Source organism: Streptomyces sp. NPDC007896 (assembly GCF_042959425.1).
Lineage (GTDB): Bacteria > Actinomycetota > Actinomycetes > Streptomycetales > Streptomycetaceae > Streptomyces.
This window is the reverse complement of sequence record NZ_JBIBKX010000013.1, coordinates 244,216-258,976: the sequence shown is the minus strand read 5'-3', so window position 1 is coordinate 258,976 and position 14,761 is coordinate 244,216. Positions and strand designations below refer to the sequence as shown.

Here is a 14,761-nt window from a genome sequence, read left to right as displayed (position 1 = left end):
GGATGCGGGCAAGCCGGACGCGGGCAAGCCGGACGCGGGCAAGCCGGAGTAAGCCGGACCCGGCTGAGCCCCGGCAAGGGTGAACCCCGGTGGTGACGCCAATCGTGGTGATGCCCACGGCGCCGGGGCCGGCGCCGGGGCCGGCGGCGGCTGATCCGCCATCGCCGGCGGACCGGGCGGGTGCTCGACGCCCGGTCCTGACGCCCTACCGACGGGGTGAGGGTCTTCCGGCCTTCCACCCCGTCGCGTAGCCGACCGCCAATCAAGACGACTGACGTCCCAGCCCCGACGCCGCTTCGCCGCAGGTCAGCCCGGCAACCTGCCCGCCATGGCGCCTCCTTGATGCAGAGGATGCCAGTGAGCGAGGCGCTGCTACCCGCATCAATATCTGTCTCACCCAGCGCCGTTCAGGAGCCCGCGGGCCGTCCTGAAGTCGGTTGATGCTGGTCCGCGCACCCTGAGACAGCAGTTTGGTCGGCCGGGCCGTCCCTGGGCCGTCCAGGCCGCTCAGCAGTGGCCAACGATGACCAGTGACGACCGCTCAGCCGCACATGAGACCCGCCCTGAGCTGCGAAAACACCGCTCCCCAAGATCCCCGACAAGACCCAGGGCAAGAAGAAGTAGGAATCGTGATCATGCCTCCCACCTGCGCATACGGCGCGGGCGGGAGGCATTTTCGTGCCCTGGAACCTCCCTGGAACCTCAGCCCGAGTGATCTTGGGGCCGGAGTGCCTTGCCGAGAGCCTTCCGGGCCCGGTCCCGACTGCTCGGCATGAGGTGCGCGTACACCTTGAGCGTCAGCCCCGGGTCGGAGTGCCCGAGGTACTCCGCGAGGGCCTTGATGCTCTCCCCGGCGTCCAGAAGCACGGACGCGTAGAAGTGCCGGAGTGCGTGCATGCCCTGCTCCCGGGCGGCGGCGTGCTCGCGGCTCTTGGCCTTGGGGATGACGCCCGCCTTCGCGAGCGCGGGCTTCCAGTGGTCTTCGTTCAGGGGCGTACGCCAGACGTGCCCACCGTTGGGGCCCGTGAAGATGAGCCGCCGGGTCACCGACTGGCCGTTCGCTCGCATCCACGGGAGCTTGATCTCCACAGGCGGGAACCGCTTGATGTGTGCCTGTAGTGCCTCTGCCACGGGGTCGGGCAGAGGCACGTCACGGAGCTTGCCGCCCTTCGGGGGCGCGAACACGGCCTTGCTCAGGCTCAGCTTGAGTTGCTGCACCACGTGCAGGGTGCCGCTGTCGAAGTCGATGTCATCGACGGACAGCCCGAGGATCTCCCCTTGCCGCAGGCCGCATCCGGCGTCTTCCCTCAACTCTCTAGGACGGCCATGGACGGCTTTTCAGAGGGGGCAGGAGCCGGGGCGCACGGCCGGTCTGCCCCCTACTGAAAAGCCGTGGGTTGCCCTCACGGCGGGGAGCGGCCCGGCGGCGCCTGCCCGCTCCGGCCGTCTGCCCCTTGGAAGGAGCTCAGGACGGCATTCCAGGCGGCGCGGCACGGGTCCCCCCTCCCTGGATTGCCGCCTTGAAGCAGACGTGGGGAGCGGTGTCAGGCGTCAGGTGTCAGAGGTGTCAGAGCGCGGGTGTCAGGCCGGGCGTCAGAGAGCGTGACACCGCGTGTGCCTAGGGGTTTGGGTGTCAGGGCCGCCTGACTGTCAGGAGGTGTCAGGGCGGGCGGTCCTGAGCTACGGACGGCATTTAGGGTGCCCCCGGCCGTGCCCGGCGCCCCAAATGCCGTCCGGCCCCACTAGCTAGGACTGCAACGGTGCTTGGTGTGGTGGCTCCGGCCTGCTGGCCGACCGACTCGGGGGTTTCCGGCTGTTCGGCTTCGTCCGCTTCCTGGTGCCGGACGACCACGAGACGGTCGGGTACACCACCTTGCTGGTGCTCGGCGTCCTGCTGGCGATACCGGCCGCCCGACGTGGCCGATCGGTGGACCTGATTTCCGGCGTGCTCGGCCGTTGGTAGGGCTTTCATAGTGGGACGTGACCGCGCTGAGTGCGCCGTGTGACTGTCACAGCCCTCTCGATCACAGAATGTCACCGCCCTGTCGTGTGACCGACGTGATCGAAAGGACTGACCCGTGGCACCCGCACTCCGCCGCAGACCTATCCCCCTCAGACGCCCGCTCGGCGCGGCCCTCGCACTCTCGCTGGCCGCCGGACCGCTGCTGCTGTCCGCCCAGGCCTGGGCCGACGCGCCGTCGCCGGTGAGCCAGAGCGCCGGTCAGAGCAACGGCAGGATCAGCGGGAGCGACCAGCCACCCGACCGTACGGCTCCCCCGGGGCCGGTGCAGCCCGGGCGGGTCCGGTCGTTGCAGCGGGTCCCGAGCGTGAACATCATCGACGCGGACGCCGCCGTCAACACCCTCGGCACCTACGGCGAGCCGTCGATCGCGGTCGACCCGGCCAACCCGCAGCACATCGCCATCACCCGCTTCGGCCACAACCCCAACGACGAGTGGAACAACAACGCCGACCTGCTCTACAGCATCGACGGCGGCACCACCTGGACCAACCAGAGGACCATCCCGGCACCCCCGGGGATCGCCAACACGGCGGGCGGCCCGTGCGACCAGACCATCGACTACGGCCGCAACGGCCGACTCTACGGAACCTTCCTGACCTGCGGGGCCAACGCCCAGGTGGTCACCGGGTCCACCACCGACCCCACCCAGGCGACGTCGTGGCTCTGGAACGTCGACCCGATGACCAACGTCACCCAGCCCACCACGAACACCCACCCCAACACCGACCAGCCCTGGCTGATCGTCAACCGCGACACCACCAACACGACCCAGGACAACGCCTACGTCGGCTACCAGGACCTCGGTGCTCTCCCGCGCGACCACGTGACCGTCACGCAGCACAGCGCCAGCCCGGTGGACTTCCCCGCCGCCAACGACCAACCGGTGGGCAACGGCGCCGTGACGGGCGGCATCAACGGTGGGCTCCGCCTGGCCGGCGACCCGCGCAACGGCACCGTGTACGCGCTGTACCAGGAGGGCGGCGTGAGCACCTCCCAGCCGCACGCCGTCAACATCCGGCTGAAGCGGTCGACCAACGGCGGAGGGAGCTGGGACCTGGGCAACGCCACCGACGGCCTGGTCGTCGCCTCGGTCAGCAGCTACCAGGGCGACGTCGGCTTCAAGTTCGCCACGTCCAACGCACTGATCGGCGGCGTCCAGCACGCGGCCGTCGACCCGAGCAACGGCGACGTGTTCGTGGCCTACGGCGAGGCCGTCACCGGCGGCCACAACCAGATCAGGCTGCGCCGGCTCACTGACGATGGCGCGGGCGGCCTCGCCGTTGCCGCCTCGGTCAACGTCTCCACTTCGACCGAGGCGGCGCTGCCCTCCGTCGCGGTGCTCAACGACGGCACCGTCGGCGTCCTCTACTTGACCTCCGACGGAACCAACGGCAGCGCCTTCCCGATCGTCACCGCACACCTGGCCCGGAGCACCGACCACGGGGCGACCTTCAGCGACCTCCCGCTGCAGACTTTCACCATCGCGAAGGACGACGGCACCGCCCGGCAGCGGTTCATCGGCGACTTCATCCAGATGAAGGCGATCGGCACCACCTTCTACGGCACGTTCACCGGCAACCTCAACGGCACCAACCAGACCACCCAGCAGGCGCGGGACACGATCTTCTTCAGCGTCCCGAAGCAGACCACTCAGTCGACGCTGACCTCCTCCGCCGACCCGTCCGTCTACGGGCAGCCGGTGACCTTCACCGCGAAGGTCGTACCGACCCCGGACGGCGGCACCGTCACCTTCCGGGTCGACGGCACCCAGCTCGGCAGCCCGGTGCCGGTGGACACCACGACCGGGACGGCCACCTCGGACGCGATCTCCACGCTGAGCGTCGGCGACCACACCGTGGACGCCACCTACAGCGGAGACCTCGACCACCCGGGCAGCACCGCGATGAGCCTGACCCAGACCGTCAACCAGGCCCCGGTCAGCACGACGCTCGCCTCCTCGGCGAACGGCCCGACGGCCTTCGGCGAGCCGATCACCTTCACCGACACTGTCTGCCCGGCCCCGCCGAGCACCAGCCCGGCGCTGCCGCCGTCCGGCACGGTGACCTTCAAGGACGGCAGCACGGTGCTCGGCACCGACACCCTCGCACCCGGCGGTGGCGCCAACTGCGCCAAGACGCAGGTGAGTTCCGCCAACCTGCTGCCCGGCAGCCACACCATCACGGCCCAGTACAGCGGCGACACCCACTTCCTGGCGGGCAGTCTGGAGAGCATCACCCAGCAGGTGACCTGCGCTGAGGTCATCACCGGTGACGTCCACGGCAGCGTCCGGGCGACCGCGCCGAGCACCTGCATCGTCGACGCCACCGTGCACGGCACCGTCCACGGCGCGGCCGGCGTGGCGCTGTTCATCGGCCACTCCACCGTCTTCGGCAGCGTGCACTCCTCGGACGGCACGCTGTTCGGCATGTGCGACAGCCGCGCCACCGGGACGCTGAAGGTCGACCGCGCGAGCGGGTTCGTGGTCGTCGGGGATCCGGGTGACGACGCCTGCGCCGGCAACCGCGTCGGCGGGTCCGTCCACCTGCTCGACAACCACTCCGGCGCGGAGCTGATCGCCAACCGGATCGTTGGCTCGGTCGACGTCAACGGGACGACCGGCAGCGGCCCGTTCCCGGACGACACCCAGGCCGAGATCGCGGGCAACACCATCGGCGGCTCGCTGCACTGCACCGGCAACGTGCCGCCCCCGATCAACGACGGCAACCCGAACACGGTGCACGGCACCGGTGCCGGACAGTGCGCCAACCTCTGACCGGTAGGGCATGAGGGGAGAGGTCCGGCTGTTGTTCGGGCACTGTTGGTAAATGGCCCGCCTGGTAGATGGCCCGCCTGGTAGATGGCCCGCCGGCTGTGTCCCGGTGCCTTGGGCAACGGGACACAGCCGCGGCCTGACGGGGTCCGATGCCAGGGCGGGTAACACGCGTGCATGCCTAGGGGTTTGGGTGTTAGGTGGCCGTAACGCGTTACGGCCACCAGAAGCCGTTAGGGCTTCCGCCGACGGTTGGCGCCGGGCTCGGAGCCGGGACCTGTCTGGAACCTCCGAGGTCGACAAGTAACGGCAGACAACGACCACCAACAACCGCTCAACCGCAGGTCGGTCGAGGTGGGTACCCCGCTGATCAGCGCCAAAAAACGGGCGGTCGAAACCCAGGGCAAGAAGAAGTAACCTTTGTGATCATGCCCCCGACCTGCGCTTATGGAGCGGATCGGGGGCGTTTTCACGGCCCGGGCCCACTCTGGGCCCTCAGCGCCCGGGCTCTTGCGGCCGGAGTGCCAGGCCGAGAGTCAGATTCGCATCCCCGAGCTACCGAGAGGCCCTGTCTTCATGCGCGCACGGCGGGAAGATCACCCCGGCGGGAAACCTGTTCGACCCGCACGTTCCAAGATCGGCTGAGATACGGCTTCTAACAGAACGACCCACAGGCCCCGCGGTCGTAGAGGTGCGTCATGCTGCCCAAGCCGTTGTGGCTGCTCTTAAAGTCCGCCGGTATGGATGCGTCGTACTCGAGGTCATGGTTCCACGTGATCTCTATGACGTGGGTGGTCTTGCAGGTGTTGTGGAAGTACACAGTCGTACTGTCCCACCCGTCTGCCCATGACCAGTTGAAGCAACCTGTCGTGCCGGTGTGCTTACTCATGGGCTGCATCTCTGCCGCGGACGCCGGACCCGCTGCCGCACTGACTGCGAGCAGCGCGGCAGCGCTTGCCAGCGCAGCACGAAGCTTCCTGTTCATGAAAATCAACCCCCTGGCAGGGCGGAGCCATGTGATAACCCAGCTCCGCGTCGGCTACTGAGAAGCGGGGAGGGTGCAGATTGAGCCGACAATCAACCTGGCAGGAACCTGCCAATGGGTATTCTTGCTCGCGTCTCATTCCCCCCCTGGTCACCGTTTCGAGCCCGCCGACAGGGGGGTCAGCCCTGCACGATCAGCGGCACTATCCGATTACCGCCTGCAGTATCTCGACAGGGTCGTGTCCCGGTCAACGACTTGATCAAGGCTTGACCAGGACGTTCGATCGTCGTTCTCATCATGGGGCGGCAGCCCTCTTGGAGGTGAGCGGCGGGCCGGTCACCAGACGGCCTGTCGTATCCCTGTGGCGCCGCTGTGCTCTATCTGCGAATGGGAGTTGTCCCCGGGGTGCCAGCGGCGCGGCGGCTGTGAGCACAGGCAGATGGACGGTGAAGACAGTCTTTCCCGGCCTGCTGTCGACGGTCGCGGCACCGCCGTGTGCGGCCGCTACGGCCTGCACGATCGCCAGGCCCAGACCGGTGGAGCCGGTGGCACGCGAGCGTGCTGAGTCGCCACGGGTGAACCGGTCGAAGACGTGCGGCAGTAGCTGGGACGGGATGCCCTGCCCGTCGTCCTCCACATCCACGCAGAGCCAAGTGCCGCGTCGCTGCACCCGGGCAGTGACGGCCGTCCCTGGTGGCGTGTGGGTCCGGGCGTTGGCGAGCAAGTTGACCAGCACTTGCCGCAGCCGGGCCACATCCGCCAACACCAGGGCCGGTTCGTCGGGCAGGGCGAGTCGCCAGATGTGTTCGGGCCCGGCCGCGCGCGCATCGCTGATGGTATCTACGACGAGCGGTACCAGATCGGTCTGCTCGAACTGCAGCGGCCGGCCGACGTCCACTCGGGCGAGCAGCAACAGGTCCTCCACAAGCACGGTCAACCGGTTGGCCTCGGACTCAACACGGGCCAGGGCGTGTTGGGTGTCGGGACCGACCTGCTCCCGCCCGCGCCGGGTGAGCTCGGCGTAGCCGCGGATGGAGGCCAATGGTGTCCGCAGCTCGTGGCTGGCGTCGGCGACGAACTGGCGTACCCGCGTCTCACTCTGCTGGCGTGCTTGCAGGGCGCTGTGAATATGGTCGAGCATACGGTTCAGGGCTGCGCCCACCTGGCCTACCTCCGTGCGCGGGTCCGCATCGGACACTCGTTCATTGAGGTCCATCTCGCCGGTGTGCAATGGCAGTTGGGAGACACGGCTGGCCGTCTCAGCCACCTTGCGTAGCGGGCGTAGAACGACACCGACGATGGCGACCACGGCCAGCGAGGCGGCAACAAGACCAGCGGCAGTGACACCGATCTGAGTGTCGAGCTGATAGGAGAGATGAGACCGCAGCACCAACGTCGTCACGGAGCTGATCGCTGCGCATACGACGGCAATCAGCAACACGGACGCCAAGACAAGCCGGGTCCGCAAGGTGCGCGGCTGTCGCCTACTCATGACGCCGCCACGCTGATTGTGCACCCAGTATTGATCTCTCGGCTCTCCCGCTCCACCGATTCGGTACGCACTCGCGGCGTACTCATGGTCATGCTGTGGACCCTGTCGGTGTTCTCTGAGCGCACCCTTTCGCCGACCTGTGATTTACCTGTGAAATCAGAGGGCGTCAGGACGGGGCGGACCGTCCTGACGACGGCTGGACGAGCGGGCTACTGCAAGAAGAGCACCACGTGGGGGCGTGCTCCTCTTGCTGTTCGGCGGCACGCCGCCCGAGGACATGCCGCGAAGCGGCTCCTTCTTGCTCTTCTTTCCGCATGGCCTGACGCGTCAGGACCGTCTGACGTCGAAACCGGCCCTATACGCGGGTGATGCGCGCGTGCGAGGGCCGTCAGACGCGTCTGGCCCGTCAGGCTGACGCCGCTGACGGCCGGGCCCTCTCTGAGCCCTCCGACGACGACCGACAATGACCAGCGACGACCAACAACGACCGCCTGACCGCATGCAGAAGGGGCCCCGTCGTGGTGACGGGGCCCCTCTGGGTGGGGCTACGTGATCAGCCGCACTGGCACGGGTTGCCCGACTGGCAGCCGCAGCCGCAGCCGGAGCCGCAGCCGCAGGCGCCGAACAGCGGGAGGCTTTTGATGTCGGCGGGCTGGTCGGTGTCGCGGTCCAGGGTCGGGTCGGGCGTGGCGGGAGAATCGGCCATGGTGTCCTCCTCAATGAGGCCTCAATGAGGCATCGAGGCTGGGGGCCTACGCCTATACGCCTGTACGCCTAGGCGAGGCACGGGTGCCTACCCCCATTGCATGCCCGCTCCACTGGGCGCATCAACGGCGCACTGAGGCTCGCCCGCGCCCCCGGAGTGAGACGGAAGCCCCCGGTACTCCCGGACCTCAGACGCCCTCCGCCCCCGTGACCGGCTGGATGTCGGGCTGGAGCTCGTCCGCGTGCTCACCCGTCACCAGGTACACCACACGCTTGGCCACCGACACCGCGTGGTCGGCGAAGCGCTCGTAGTAGCGGCCCAGCAGGGTGACGTCGACGGCGGTCTCGATGCCGTGCTTCCAGCGGTCGTCCAGCAGGTGCTGGAAGAGCGTGCGGTGCAGCAGGTCCATCTCGTCGTCGTCCTGCTCCAGCTGGAGCGCCAGGTCGACGTCCTTCGTGATGATCACCTCGGCCGCCTTCGCCATCAGGCGCTGCGCGAGCTGGCCCATCTCCAGGATCGTGGCGTGCAGGTCGTGCGGGATCGCCCGCTCGGGGAAGCGCAGCCGGGCCAGCTTCGCCACGTGCTGGGCCAGGTCGCCGGAGCGCTCCAGGTCGGCGGACATGCGGAGCGAGGTGACGACGATACGCAGGTCCGTCGCCACCGGCTGCTGGCGGGCCAGTAGGGCTATCGCGCGGGCTTCGAGCTCGTGCTGGAGATCGTCGACCTTCTGGTCGGCCGCGATCACGCTCTCGGCCAGCTTCAGATCGGCGTCGAGGATGGCCGTGGTGGCGCGCCCGATCGCCGACCCGACGAGCCGGGCCATCTCGACCAGGCCGTCGCCGATCGAGTCAAGTTCCTCGTGGTACGCGTCACGCATCTGCTTTGTCCCTCTCTTACGTCACCTTGGGGCCCGGGGGCCGGGCTGACCGCCGGACGGACCGCCGGACGGGCCCCGTGAACCCCACGCTCCCACGTTCCGGCCCGTACGCGTCCGTTTCAGTCACCCCAAATGAACCATCCCTGGCTCCTGGGTGAACTCTGGGCGACGAGTGTTCGAGGTCGCACTCCGATGGCTGTGGCCTGGCGTGACGACATGCCTAACCTGGGGGCATGGACGTGAACGCGGCGGTCGCCGCAGCGGCAGCGATCGCCGGAGTGCTCACCGGTGTCATCGCCATGCTGGCGTTCCGCTGGAGCGAGCGCGACCAGAAACGCCCCACCCGTACATCTCTGCACACGGACCCGGTGCTTCCGCCGGGCGTCGACACGGTGCTCTCCGTGCTCCGGTCCTCGGCCGTCGTCCTCGACGAGGCCGACGCCGTCGTCAAGGCCAGCTCCGCCGCGTATGCCCTCGGGCTGGTGCGCGGCGGCAAGCTCGCCGTCGAGCCGATGATGCAGATGGCCCGCGACACCCGTCGCGACGGGGAGATACGCCAGGTCGAGCTGGATCTGCCGAGGCGGGGAACCGGACGGGGGGAGGCCCTGGCCGTCTCCGCGCGGGTCGCCCCGCTGGGCTCCCGGCTCGTGCTGCTCCTCGTCGAGGACCTCACCGAGGCCCGGCGGATCGAAGCGGTACGGCGCGACTTCGTCGCGAACGTCAGCCACGAGCTCAAGACGCCCGTGGGCGCGCTCTCCCTCCTCTCCGAGGCCGTCATGGACGCCTCGGACGATCCGGAGGCCGTCGAGCGCTTCGCCGGACGTATGCAGATAGAGGCCACCCGGCTCACCAACCTCGTCCAGGAGCTCATCGACCTGTCGAGGGTGCAGAACGACGATCCCCTCGAGGACGCCGAGCCGGTCCGCGTGGACGAGCTGGTCGCCGAGGCCATCGACCGGTGCCGCCACCAGGCCGGCACCAAGCAGATCACCATGGCCGCCGGCGGCACCGCCGACCTGAGTATCTGGGGGAACCGCGGCCAGCTGGCCGCAGCCCTCGGCAACCTCGTCGAGAACGCCGTCAACTACTCCCCCGCCCGCACCCGGGTGGGCATAGCCGCGCGCCGGGTGACCGCGCCCGGCGGAGACCTCATCGAGATCGCCGTGACCGACCAGGGCATCGGCATCTCGGAGAAGGACCGGGAGCGCGTCTTCGAGCGCTTCTACCGCGTCGACCCGGCCCGTTCCCGCCAGACCGGCGGTACGGGTCTCGGTCTCGCGATCGTCAAACACGTGGCCGCCTCGCACGGCGGGGAGGTCACGGTGTGGAGCTCCGAGGGTCAGGGCTCCACGTTCACCCTGCGGCTGCCGGAGGCGGCCGCGGCCCGCGACCGCGGGATCGACCACGACATGCCCGGACTCGACGATGAGGACGAGAACGGGCAGCCCGACGGGACGACCACCGTCACATCCCCGTATGAACCGCTTCCCGCTCCGGAGGTCCTTCCGTGACCCGTGTGCTCGTCGTCGAGGACGAGGAGTCCTTCTCCGACGCCCTGTCGTACATGCTCCGCAAGGAGGGCTTCGAGGTCGCCATCGCGACCACCGGGCCCGACGGACTCGACGAGTTCGAGCGCAACGGCGCCGACCTCGTCCTCCTCGACCTGATGCTGCCGGGGCTGCCCGGTACGGAGGTCTGCCGCCAGCTGCGCGGCCGCTCCAACGTCCCGGTGATCATGGTCACTGCCAAGGACAGCGAGATCGACAAGGTCGTCGGGCTGGAAATAGGAGCCGACGACTACGTCACCAAGCCCTTCTCCTCCCGCGAACTGGTCGCCCGCATCCGGGCCGTCCTGCGTCGCCGCGGGGAGCCGGAGGAGGTCACCCCGGCCGCTCTCGAGGCGGGTCCCGTCCGGATGGACGTCGACCGCCACGTGGTGACCGTCTCCGGCTCCAAGGTCGACCTCCCCCTGAAGGAGTTCGACCTCCTGGAGATGCTGCTCAGGAACGCGGGCCGCGTGCTGACCCGTATGCAGCTCATCGACCGGGTGTGGGGCGCCGACTACGTGGGCGACACCAAGACGCTGGACGTCCACGTGAAGCGTCTGCGCGCCAAGATCGAGCCGGACCCGGGCGCGCCGCGGTACCTGGTCACGGTGCGTGGCCTCGGTTACAAGTTCGAGCCGTAAACCGGCTCCGTCAGACGGCGGCACGTACGACGCGACCACACGTACGGCAAAGGGCGGCACCCTTCGGGGTACCGCCCTTCGTGCGTGCTGGATCAGTGGCCGGCCGACGTCGAGGCCGTGGCGGTGCCCGTGGCCGTCGCGCTCGCCGAGGCCGCGTCGGTGGGCGTGCCCGAGACGGAGTCGGACGGCGAGGTCGAGGCCTTCGGTGACTTCGAGGTCTTCGGTGACTTCGAGGAGGTCGCCGAGCCGGTGGCCGTCGCGCCGGGCGCCGCGGGGATGTTGGTCGGGCCCCACTTGGTGAAGTAGCTCTCGGCCGGGACGACGAACGCGCGCAGCTTCACGTCACCGGTCTTGCTGAAGGTGAAGGTGATCGGCTGGGCGTTGCCGTCCTTGACGGCCGCACCGGGGTTGCTCAGGGCCGCGGAGGCGTTGCCCTCGCCGCCCAGGACGACGTGGCCGCCGGCGGGGATGGTCAGCTTGCCGCCGCCCTTGGCGGGCGTGATCTGGGCGACGCCGTCGCCGCCGATCTTGACCGCGTCGAGGGTCTGCGGGGTGCGGCCGTTGTTGAAGACGGTCGCGGAGACCACCGCCGGGCCCGTGGACGTCGTGTCGGGCTGGGTGATGACGAGGGCGTTCTGGATCTTGATGTCGCCGACGCTGGTCGCCGCGTTGTCCGGCTTGACCTCCAGCGTCTGTGCGTTGTTGCCGGCGCCGCACGCGGCGAGCGAGGCGAGCGAGAACGCGATGGCGGCGGCGGCGAGGGCGCCGCGTCGAAGGCTGCTGCTCACGGCGGCGGCAACTCCTTGAACGTGGGCGAAGCAGAGCGGCTCCGGTGTAAAGCCGCCCTAAGGGTCTGTCAGCGGCCTTAGGTTACCGAGCCGTCCCCACGCCGCCGCACCCGACCCGCCCCTTGGCCCCCGTGAGCCCCGTTGCGCCGCTCGTGCGCCCGGGTCCTCGAGTGGTTCCGGTCCGCCTCATCAGCTACTTTGAGCTTCTGTTCGTCCGCCATTCACATAAGCGGCTGTACGAGTTGCCGCGAGAGTAGCGACGAGATCCGCTTGGGGTTTTCCGGTAAGGAATCCGCGGCGGTCCGGAAAATCGATCATCAGTGGATCGGCGCGGTCCGTGATCAATTCCGGATTCGTCTCGTACCCGACTCCGCTCACCGAACGGAGTAGCGGAAGTCGAGCTCCTGGAGCGGGACAAACCGGGATGTTCAGACCCTGGTCAGGAACGTCCGGTGTGTGTAACGTACGCGTTTCTCTTGCCCTGAACAGCCGCTCCCACCTGCGAATACCCTCTTCCGCTCCCCCTTCGCAGCACGTTCCTGTCGCGGTTGTCAAGCCCCGAGATATGCCCTGACCTGCGAAAACGCCATTCAGAAGACGCCGTTTCCGTGTTACCCTGGATAGCCACGGAAGGGGTACCTGTCACATGACGTTCAAGGTTGGCGACACCGTGGTCTATCCCCATCACGGGGCCGCGCTGATCGAGGCCATCGAAACTCGCCAGATCAAAGGCGTGGACAAGACCTACTTGGTGCTGAAGGTCGCCCAGGGCGACCTGACGGTGCGTGTGCCAGCGGACAATGCGGAGTTCGTCGGCGTGCGTGATGTGGTCGGTCAGGATGGGCTGGACCGGGTCTTCGAGGTGCTGCGCGCGCCGTACGCCGAGGAGCCCACGAACTGGTCTCGTCGTTACAAGGCAAATCTGGAGAAGCTCGCCTCCGGCGATGTCATCAAGGTCGCGGAAGTCGTGCGTGACCTGTGGCGTCGTGAGCGCGAGCGTGGTCTCTCGGCCGGAGAGAAGCGCATGCTCGCCAAGGCCCGGCAGATCCTGGTGAGCGAGCTCGCCCTCGCGGAGAACACGAACGAGGACAAGGCCGAGGCCCTGCTCGACGAGGTTCTCGCGTCCTGACGCAGGCAGTCGTCGAGACGGTGGCCGCTCACCCGGCGGTCGTCCCGACGTCCACGCAAGGCCCGCACGCTGCGCAATGAAATGCCGCGGTGCCCGATGACGTAATTACCGTCGCTCCACGCGATGGCTGTCGCCGGGCGCTGCGGCATGTTCGTACCCGGGTATGTTCCTACCCGCGCAATTTCGGAAACGTGTGGCCTCGAATACGCCTGCGTCCCATGCGACGCCTGCGTCCCCGATACCCGCGTCGATACCCGCGTCCCCGATACTTGGCGTGCCGGGCCCGGACAGCTTGCTCGACCGGATGTCACGGAAGGGTCCGGTCAGGGCTCGCGCCCGGCACTGCCCCGAGCTCTCGGCTTCGCTCGAGCGAGGGGCACGCCCAGGCCATACCCAAGCACGCCGAGTACACAAACCTGACAGGAACCGATGTCTGACGATTCGCGCTCCTCGCTGTCCGGAGGCCGCACGGCGGCCGTGATTCCGGCCGCCGGACGGGGCGTGCGCCTCGGTCCGGGCGCCCCCAAGGCGCTTCGCGCGCTGAACGGTACCCCCATGCTCATCCACGCGGTGCGCGCCATGGCCGCCTCCCGCGCGGTGTCGCTGGTCGTCGTCGTGGCCCCGCCCGACGGTGCCGCCGAGGTGAAGGCGCTGCTCGACACGTACGCGCTGCCTGGGGGCACCCCCAGCGGTAGCTGGGGGAGTACGGACTTCCTCGTCGTCCCCGGCGGGGACAGCCGCCAGGAGTCCGTGAAGTACGGGCTCGACGCGCTGCCCCCCGGCATCGACATCGTCCTCGTGCACGACGCGGCCCGCCCGCTCGTGCCGGTCGACACGGTCGACGCCGTCATCGAGGCCGTACGGGACGGCGCGCCCGCCGTCGTACCCGCGCTGCCGCTCGCGGACACCGTCAAGCAGGTCGAGCCGGCGAGCGAGCCGGGGATGCCGGAGCCCGTCGTCGCCACGCCCGAGCGGGCGCGGCTGCGGGCCGTGCAGACGCCGCAGGGGTTCGACCGCGCCACTCTCGTCCGCGCCCACGAGACCGTCACCGACGACGTGACCGACGACGCGAGCATGGTCGAGCAGCTCGGGGAGCGGGTGGTGGTCGTGCCGGGGCACGAGGAGGCGTTCAAGGTGACGCGTCCTTTGGACCTCGTCCTCGCGGAGGCGGTCCTCGCGCGCAGGAGGGCCAACGATGGCTTCTGAGTCACCCGCACCGGTCCCCGTGCTGCTGCCGCAGGTCGGCATCGGTACCGACATCCACGCCTTCGAAGAGGGACGGGAGCTGTGGTGCGCCGGACTCCTGTGGGAGGGCGAGGGGCCGGGGCTCGCCGGGCACTCCGACGCGGACGTCGTCGCGCACGCCGCCTGCAACGCGCTGTTCTCGGCGGCGGGGCTCGGTGACCTCGGCGCCCACTTCGGGACCGGGCGGCCCGAGTGGTCCGGCGCGTCCGGGGTCACGCTGCTGACGGAGGCCGCCCGGATCGTCCGCGCGGCGGGCTTCACCATCGGCAACGTCGCCGTCCAGGTCGTCGGGCCCCGCCCGAAGATCGGGAAGCGACGGGACGAGGCGCAGAAGGTCCTCTCCGAGGCGGTCGGGGCACCGGTGTCGGTCTCCGGCGCCACGACGGACGGCCTCGGCTTCCCGGGCCGCGACGAGGGCCTGATGGCGATCGCCACGGCCCTGGTGGCCCGCACGCCCTGACGCGCGTCGGCCCCAGTGCCGGGGCCGGGGTGCCGGTGCCGGTGCAGGTGCCGGTGGTGTCGAGAGGGCGGTGGCCGCTCACAGATGTCACGAATACG

The 14,761-nt window shown here is 69.0% G+C and carries 11 protein-coding genes and 1 pseudogene; 6 read left to right on the top strand and 6 right to left on the bottom strand.

What is annotated here, in order from left to right:
* Positions 1–702: 702 nt before the first annotated feature.
* A pseudogene (locus ACFZDJ_RS36065) lies at positions 703–1,299 on the bottom strand (tyrosine-type recombinase/integrase); the annotation flags it as partial.
* 779 nt (positions 1,300–2,078) lie between these two features.
* Between ACFZDJ_RS36065 and ACFZDJ_RS36060 the strand changes: the two are divergent.
* On the top strand, positions 2,079–4,796 hold the full coding sequence (locus ACFZDJ_RS36060) for an Ig-like domain repeat protein (protein ID WP_391065284.1): 2,718 nt from the start codon (positions 2,079–2,081) through the stop codon (positions 4,794–4,796).
* Between the two features lie 652 nt (positions 4,797–5,448).
* Here ACFZDJ_RS36060 and ACFZDJ_RS36055 read toward each other — a convergent pair.
* From ACFZDJ_RS36055 to phoU, 4 genes are all read right to left on the bottom strand, one after another.
* A complete protein-coding gene (locus ACFZDJ_RS36055; RefSeq protein ID WP_384914518.1) occupies positions 5,449–5,778 on the bottom strand; it encodes a hypothetical protein in 330 nt (109 codons plus the stop codon).
* Between the two features lie 295 nt (positions 5,779–6,073).
* Positions 6,074–7,219, bottom strand: a complete 1,146-nt coding sequence (locus ACFZDJ_RS36050; protein ID WP_391065280.1) for an ATP-binding protein — start codon at positions 7,217–7,219, stop codon at positions 6,074–6,076.
* A 604-nt stretch (positions 7,220–7,823) separates the two neighbouring features.
* A complete protein-coding gene (locus tag ACFZDJ_RS36045; RefSeq protein WP_167552125.1) occupies positions 7,824–7,976 on the bottom strand; it encodes a hypothetical protein in 153 nt (50 codons plus the stop codon).
* Positions 7,977–8,163: 187 nt separating this feature from the next.
* Positions 8,164–8,853, bottom strand: coding sequence for a phosphate signaling complex protein PhoU (gene phoU, locus ACFZDJ_RS36040; RefSeq protein ID WP_067371613.1), 690 nt, complete (start codon positions 8,851–8,853; stop codon positions 8,164–8,166).
* Positions 8,854–9,086: 233 nt separating this feature from the next.
* Between phoU and ACFZDJ_RS36035 the strand changes: the two genes are divergently transcribed.
* Both ACFZDJ_RS36035 and ACFZDJ_RS36030 read left to right on the top strand, forming a co-directional pair.
* Positions 9,087–10,364, top strand: a complete 1,278-nt coding sequence (locus tag ACFZDJ_RS36035) for a cell wall metabolism sensor histidine kinase WalK (protein WP_054232435.1) — start codon at positions 9,087–9,089, stop codon at positions 10,362–10,364.
* Entirely contained in the window at positions 10,361–11,041 is a 681-nt protein-coding gene (locus ACFZDJ_RS36030; protein WP_009340348.1) for a response regulator transcription factor, read from the top strand. The genes ACFZDJ_RS36035 and ACFZDJ_RS36030 overlap by 4 nt, the downstream gene beginning before the upstream one ends.
* Positions 11,042–11,133: 92 nt before the next feature.
* On the opposite strand, the gene ACFZDJ_RS36025 is transcribed toward ACFZDJ_RS36030, so the two are convergent.
* Positions 11,134–11,829, bottom strand: a complete 696-nt coding sequence (locus tag ACFZDJ_RS36025) for a DUF461 domain-containing protein (protein ID WP_391065277.1) — start codon at positions 11,827–11,829, stop codon at positions 11,134–11,136.
* A 646-nt stretch (positions 11,830–12,475) separates the two neighbouring features.
* Here ACFZDJ_RS36025 and ACFZDJ_RS36020 point away from each other — a divergent pair.
* From ACFZDJ_RS36020 to ispF, 3 genes are all read left to right on the top strand, one after another.
* Complete coding sequence (locus tag ACFZDJ_RS36020; protein WP_003953493.1) at positions 12,476–12,958, top strand: CarD family transcriptional regulator; 483 nt, start codon at positions 12,476–12,478, stop codon at positions 12,956–12,958.
* A 429-nt stretch (positions 12,959–13,387) separates the two neighbouring features.
* Positions 13,388–14,164, top strand: coding sequence for a 2-C-methyl-D-erythritol 4-phosphate cytidylyltransferase (gene ispD, locus ACFZDJ_RS36015; RefSeq protein ID WP_168509390.1), 777 nt, complete (start codon positions 13,388–13,390; stop codon positions 14,162–14,164).
* Positions 14,154–14,663, top strand: coding sequence for a 2-C-methyl-D-erythritol 2,4-cyclodiphosphate synthase (ispF, locus tag ACFZDJ_RS36010; RefSeq protein ID WP_168509389.1), 510 nt, complete (start codon positions 14,154–14,156; stop codon positions 14,661–14,663). The genes ispD and ispF overlap by 11 nt, the downstream gene beginning before the upstream one ends.
* Positions 14,664–14,761: the final 98 nt, after the last annotated feature.

Excerpts from the sequence above, each read along its gene's own strand:
- ACFZDJ_RS36055 (WP_384914518.1), bottom strand. The coding sequence starts at position 5,778 with ATGAACAGGAAGCTTCGTGCTGCGCTGGCAAGCGCTGCCGCGCTGCTC.
- ACFZDJ_RS36045 (WP_167552125.1), bottom strand. The coding sequence starts at position 7,976 with ATGGCCGATTCTCCCGCCACGCCCGACCCGACCCTGGACCGCGACACC.
- ispD (WP_168509390.1), top strand. The coding sequence starts at position 13,388 with ATGTCTGACGATTCGCGCTCCTCGCTGTCCGGAGGCCGCACGGCGGCC.
- phoU (WP_067371613.1), bottom strand. The coding sequence starts at position 8,853 with ATGCGTGACGCGTACCACGAGGAACTTGACTCGATCGGCGACGGCCTG.
- ACFZDJ_RS36035 (WP_054232435.1), top strand. The coding sequence starts at position 9,087 with ATGGACGTGAACGCGGCGGTCGCCGCAGCGGCAGCGATCGCCGGAGTG.
- ACFZDJ_RS36020 (WP_003953493.1), top strand. The coding sequence starts at position 12,476 with ATGACGTTCAAGGTTGGCGACACCGTGGTCTATCCCCATCACGGGGCC.
- ispF (WP_168509389.1), top strand. The coding sequence starts at position 14,154 with ATGGCTTCTGAGTCACCCGCACCGGTCCCCGTGCTGCTGCCGCAGGTC.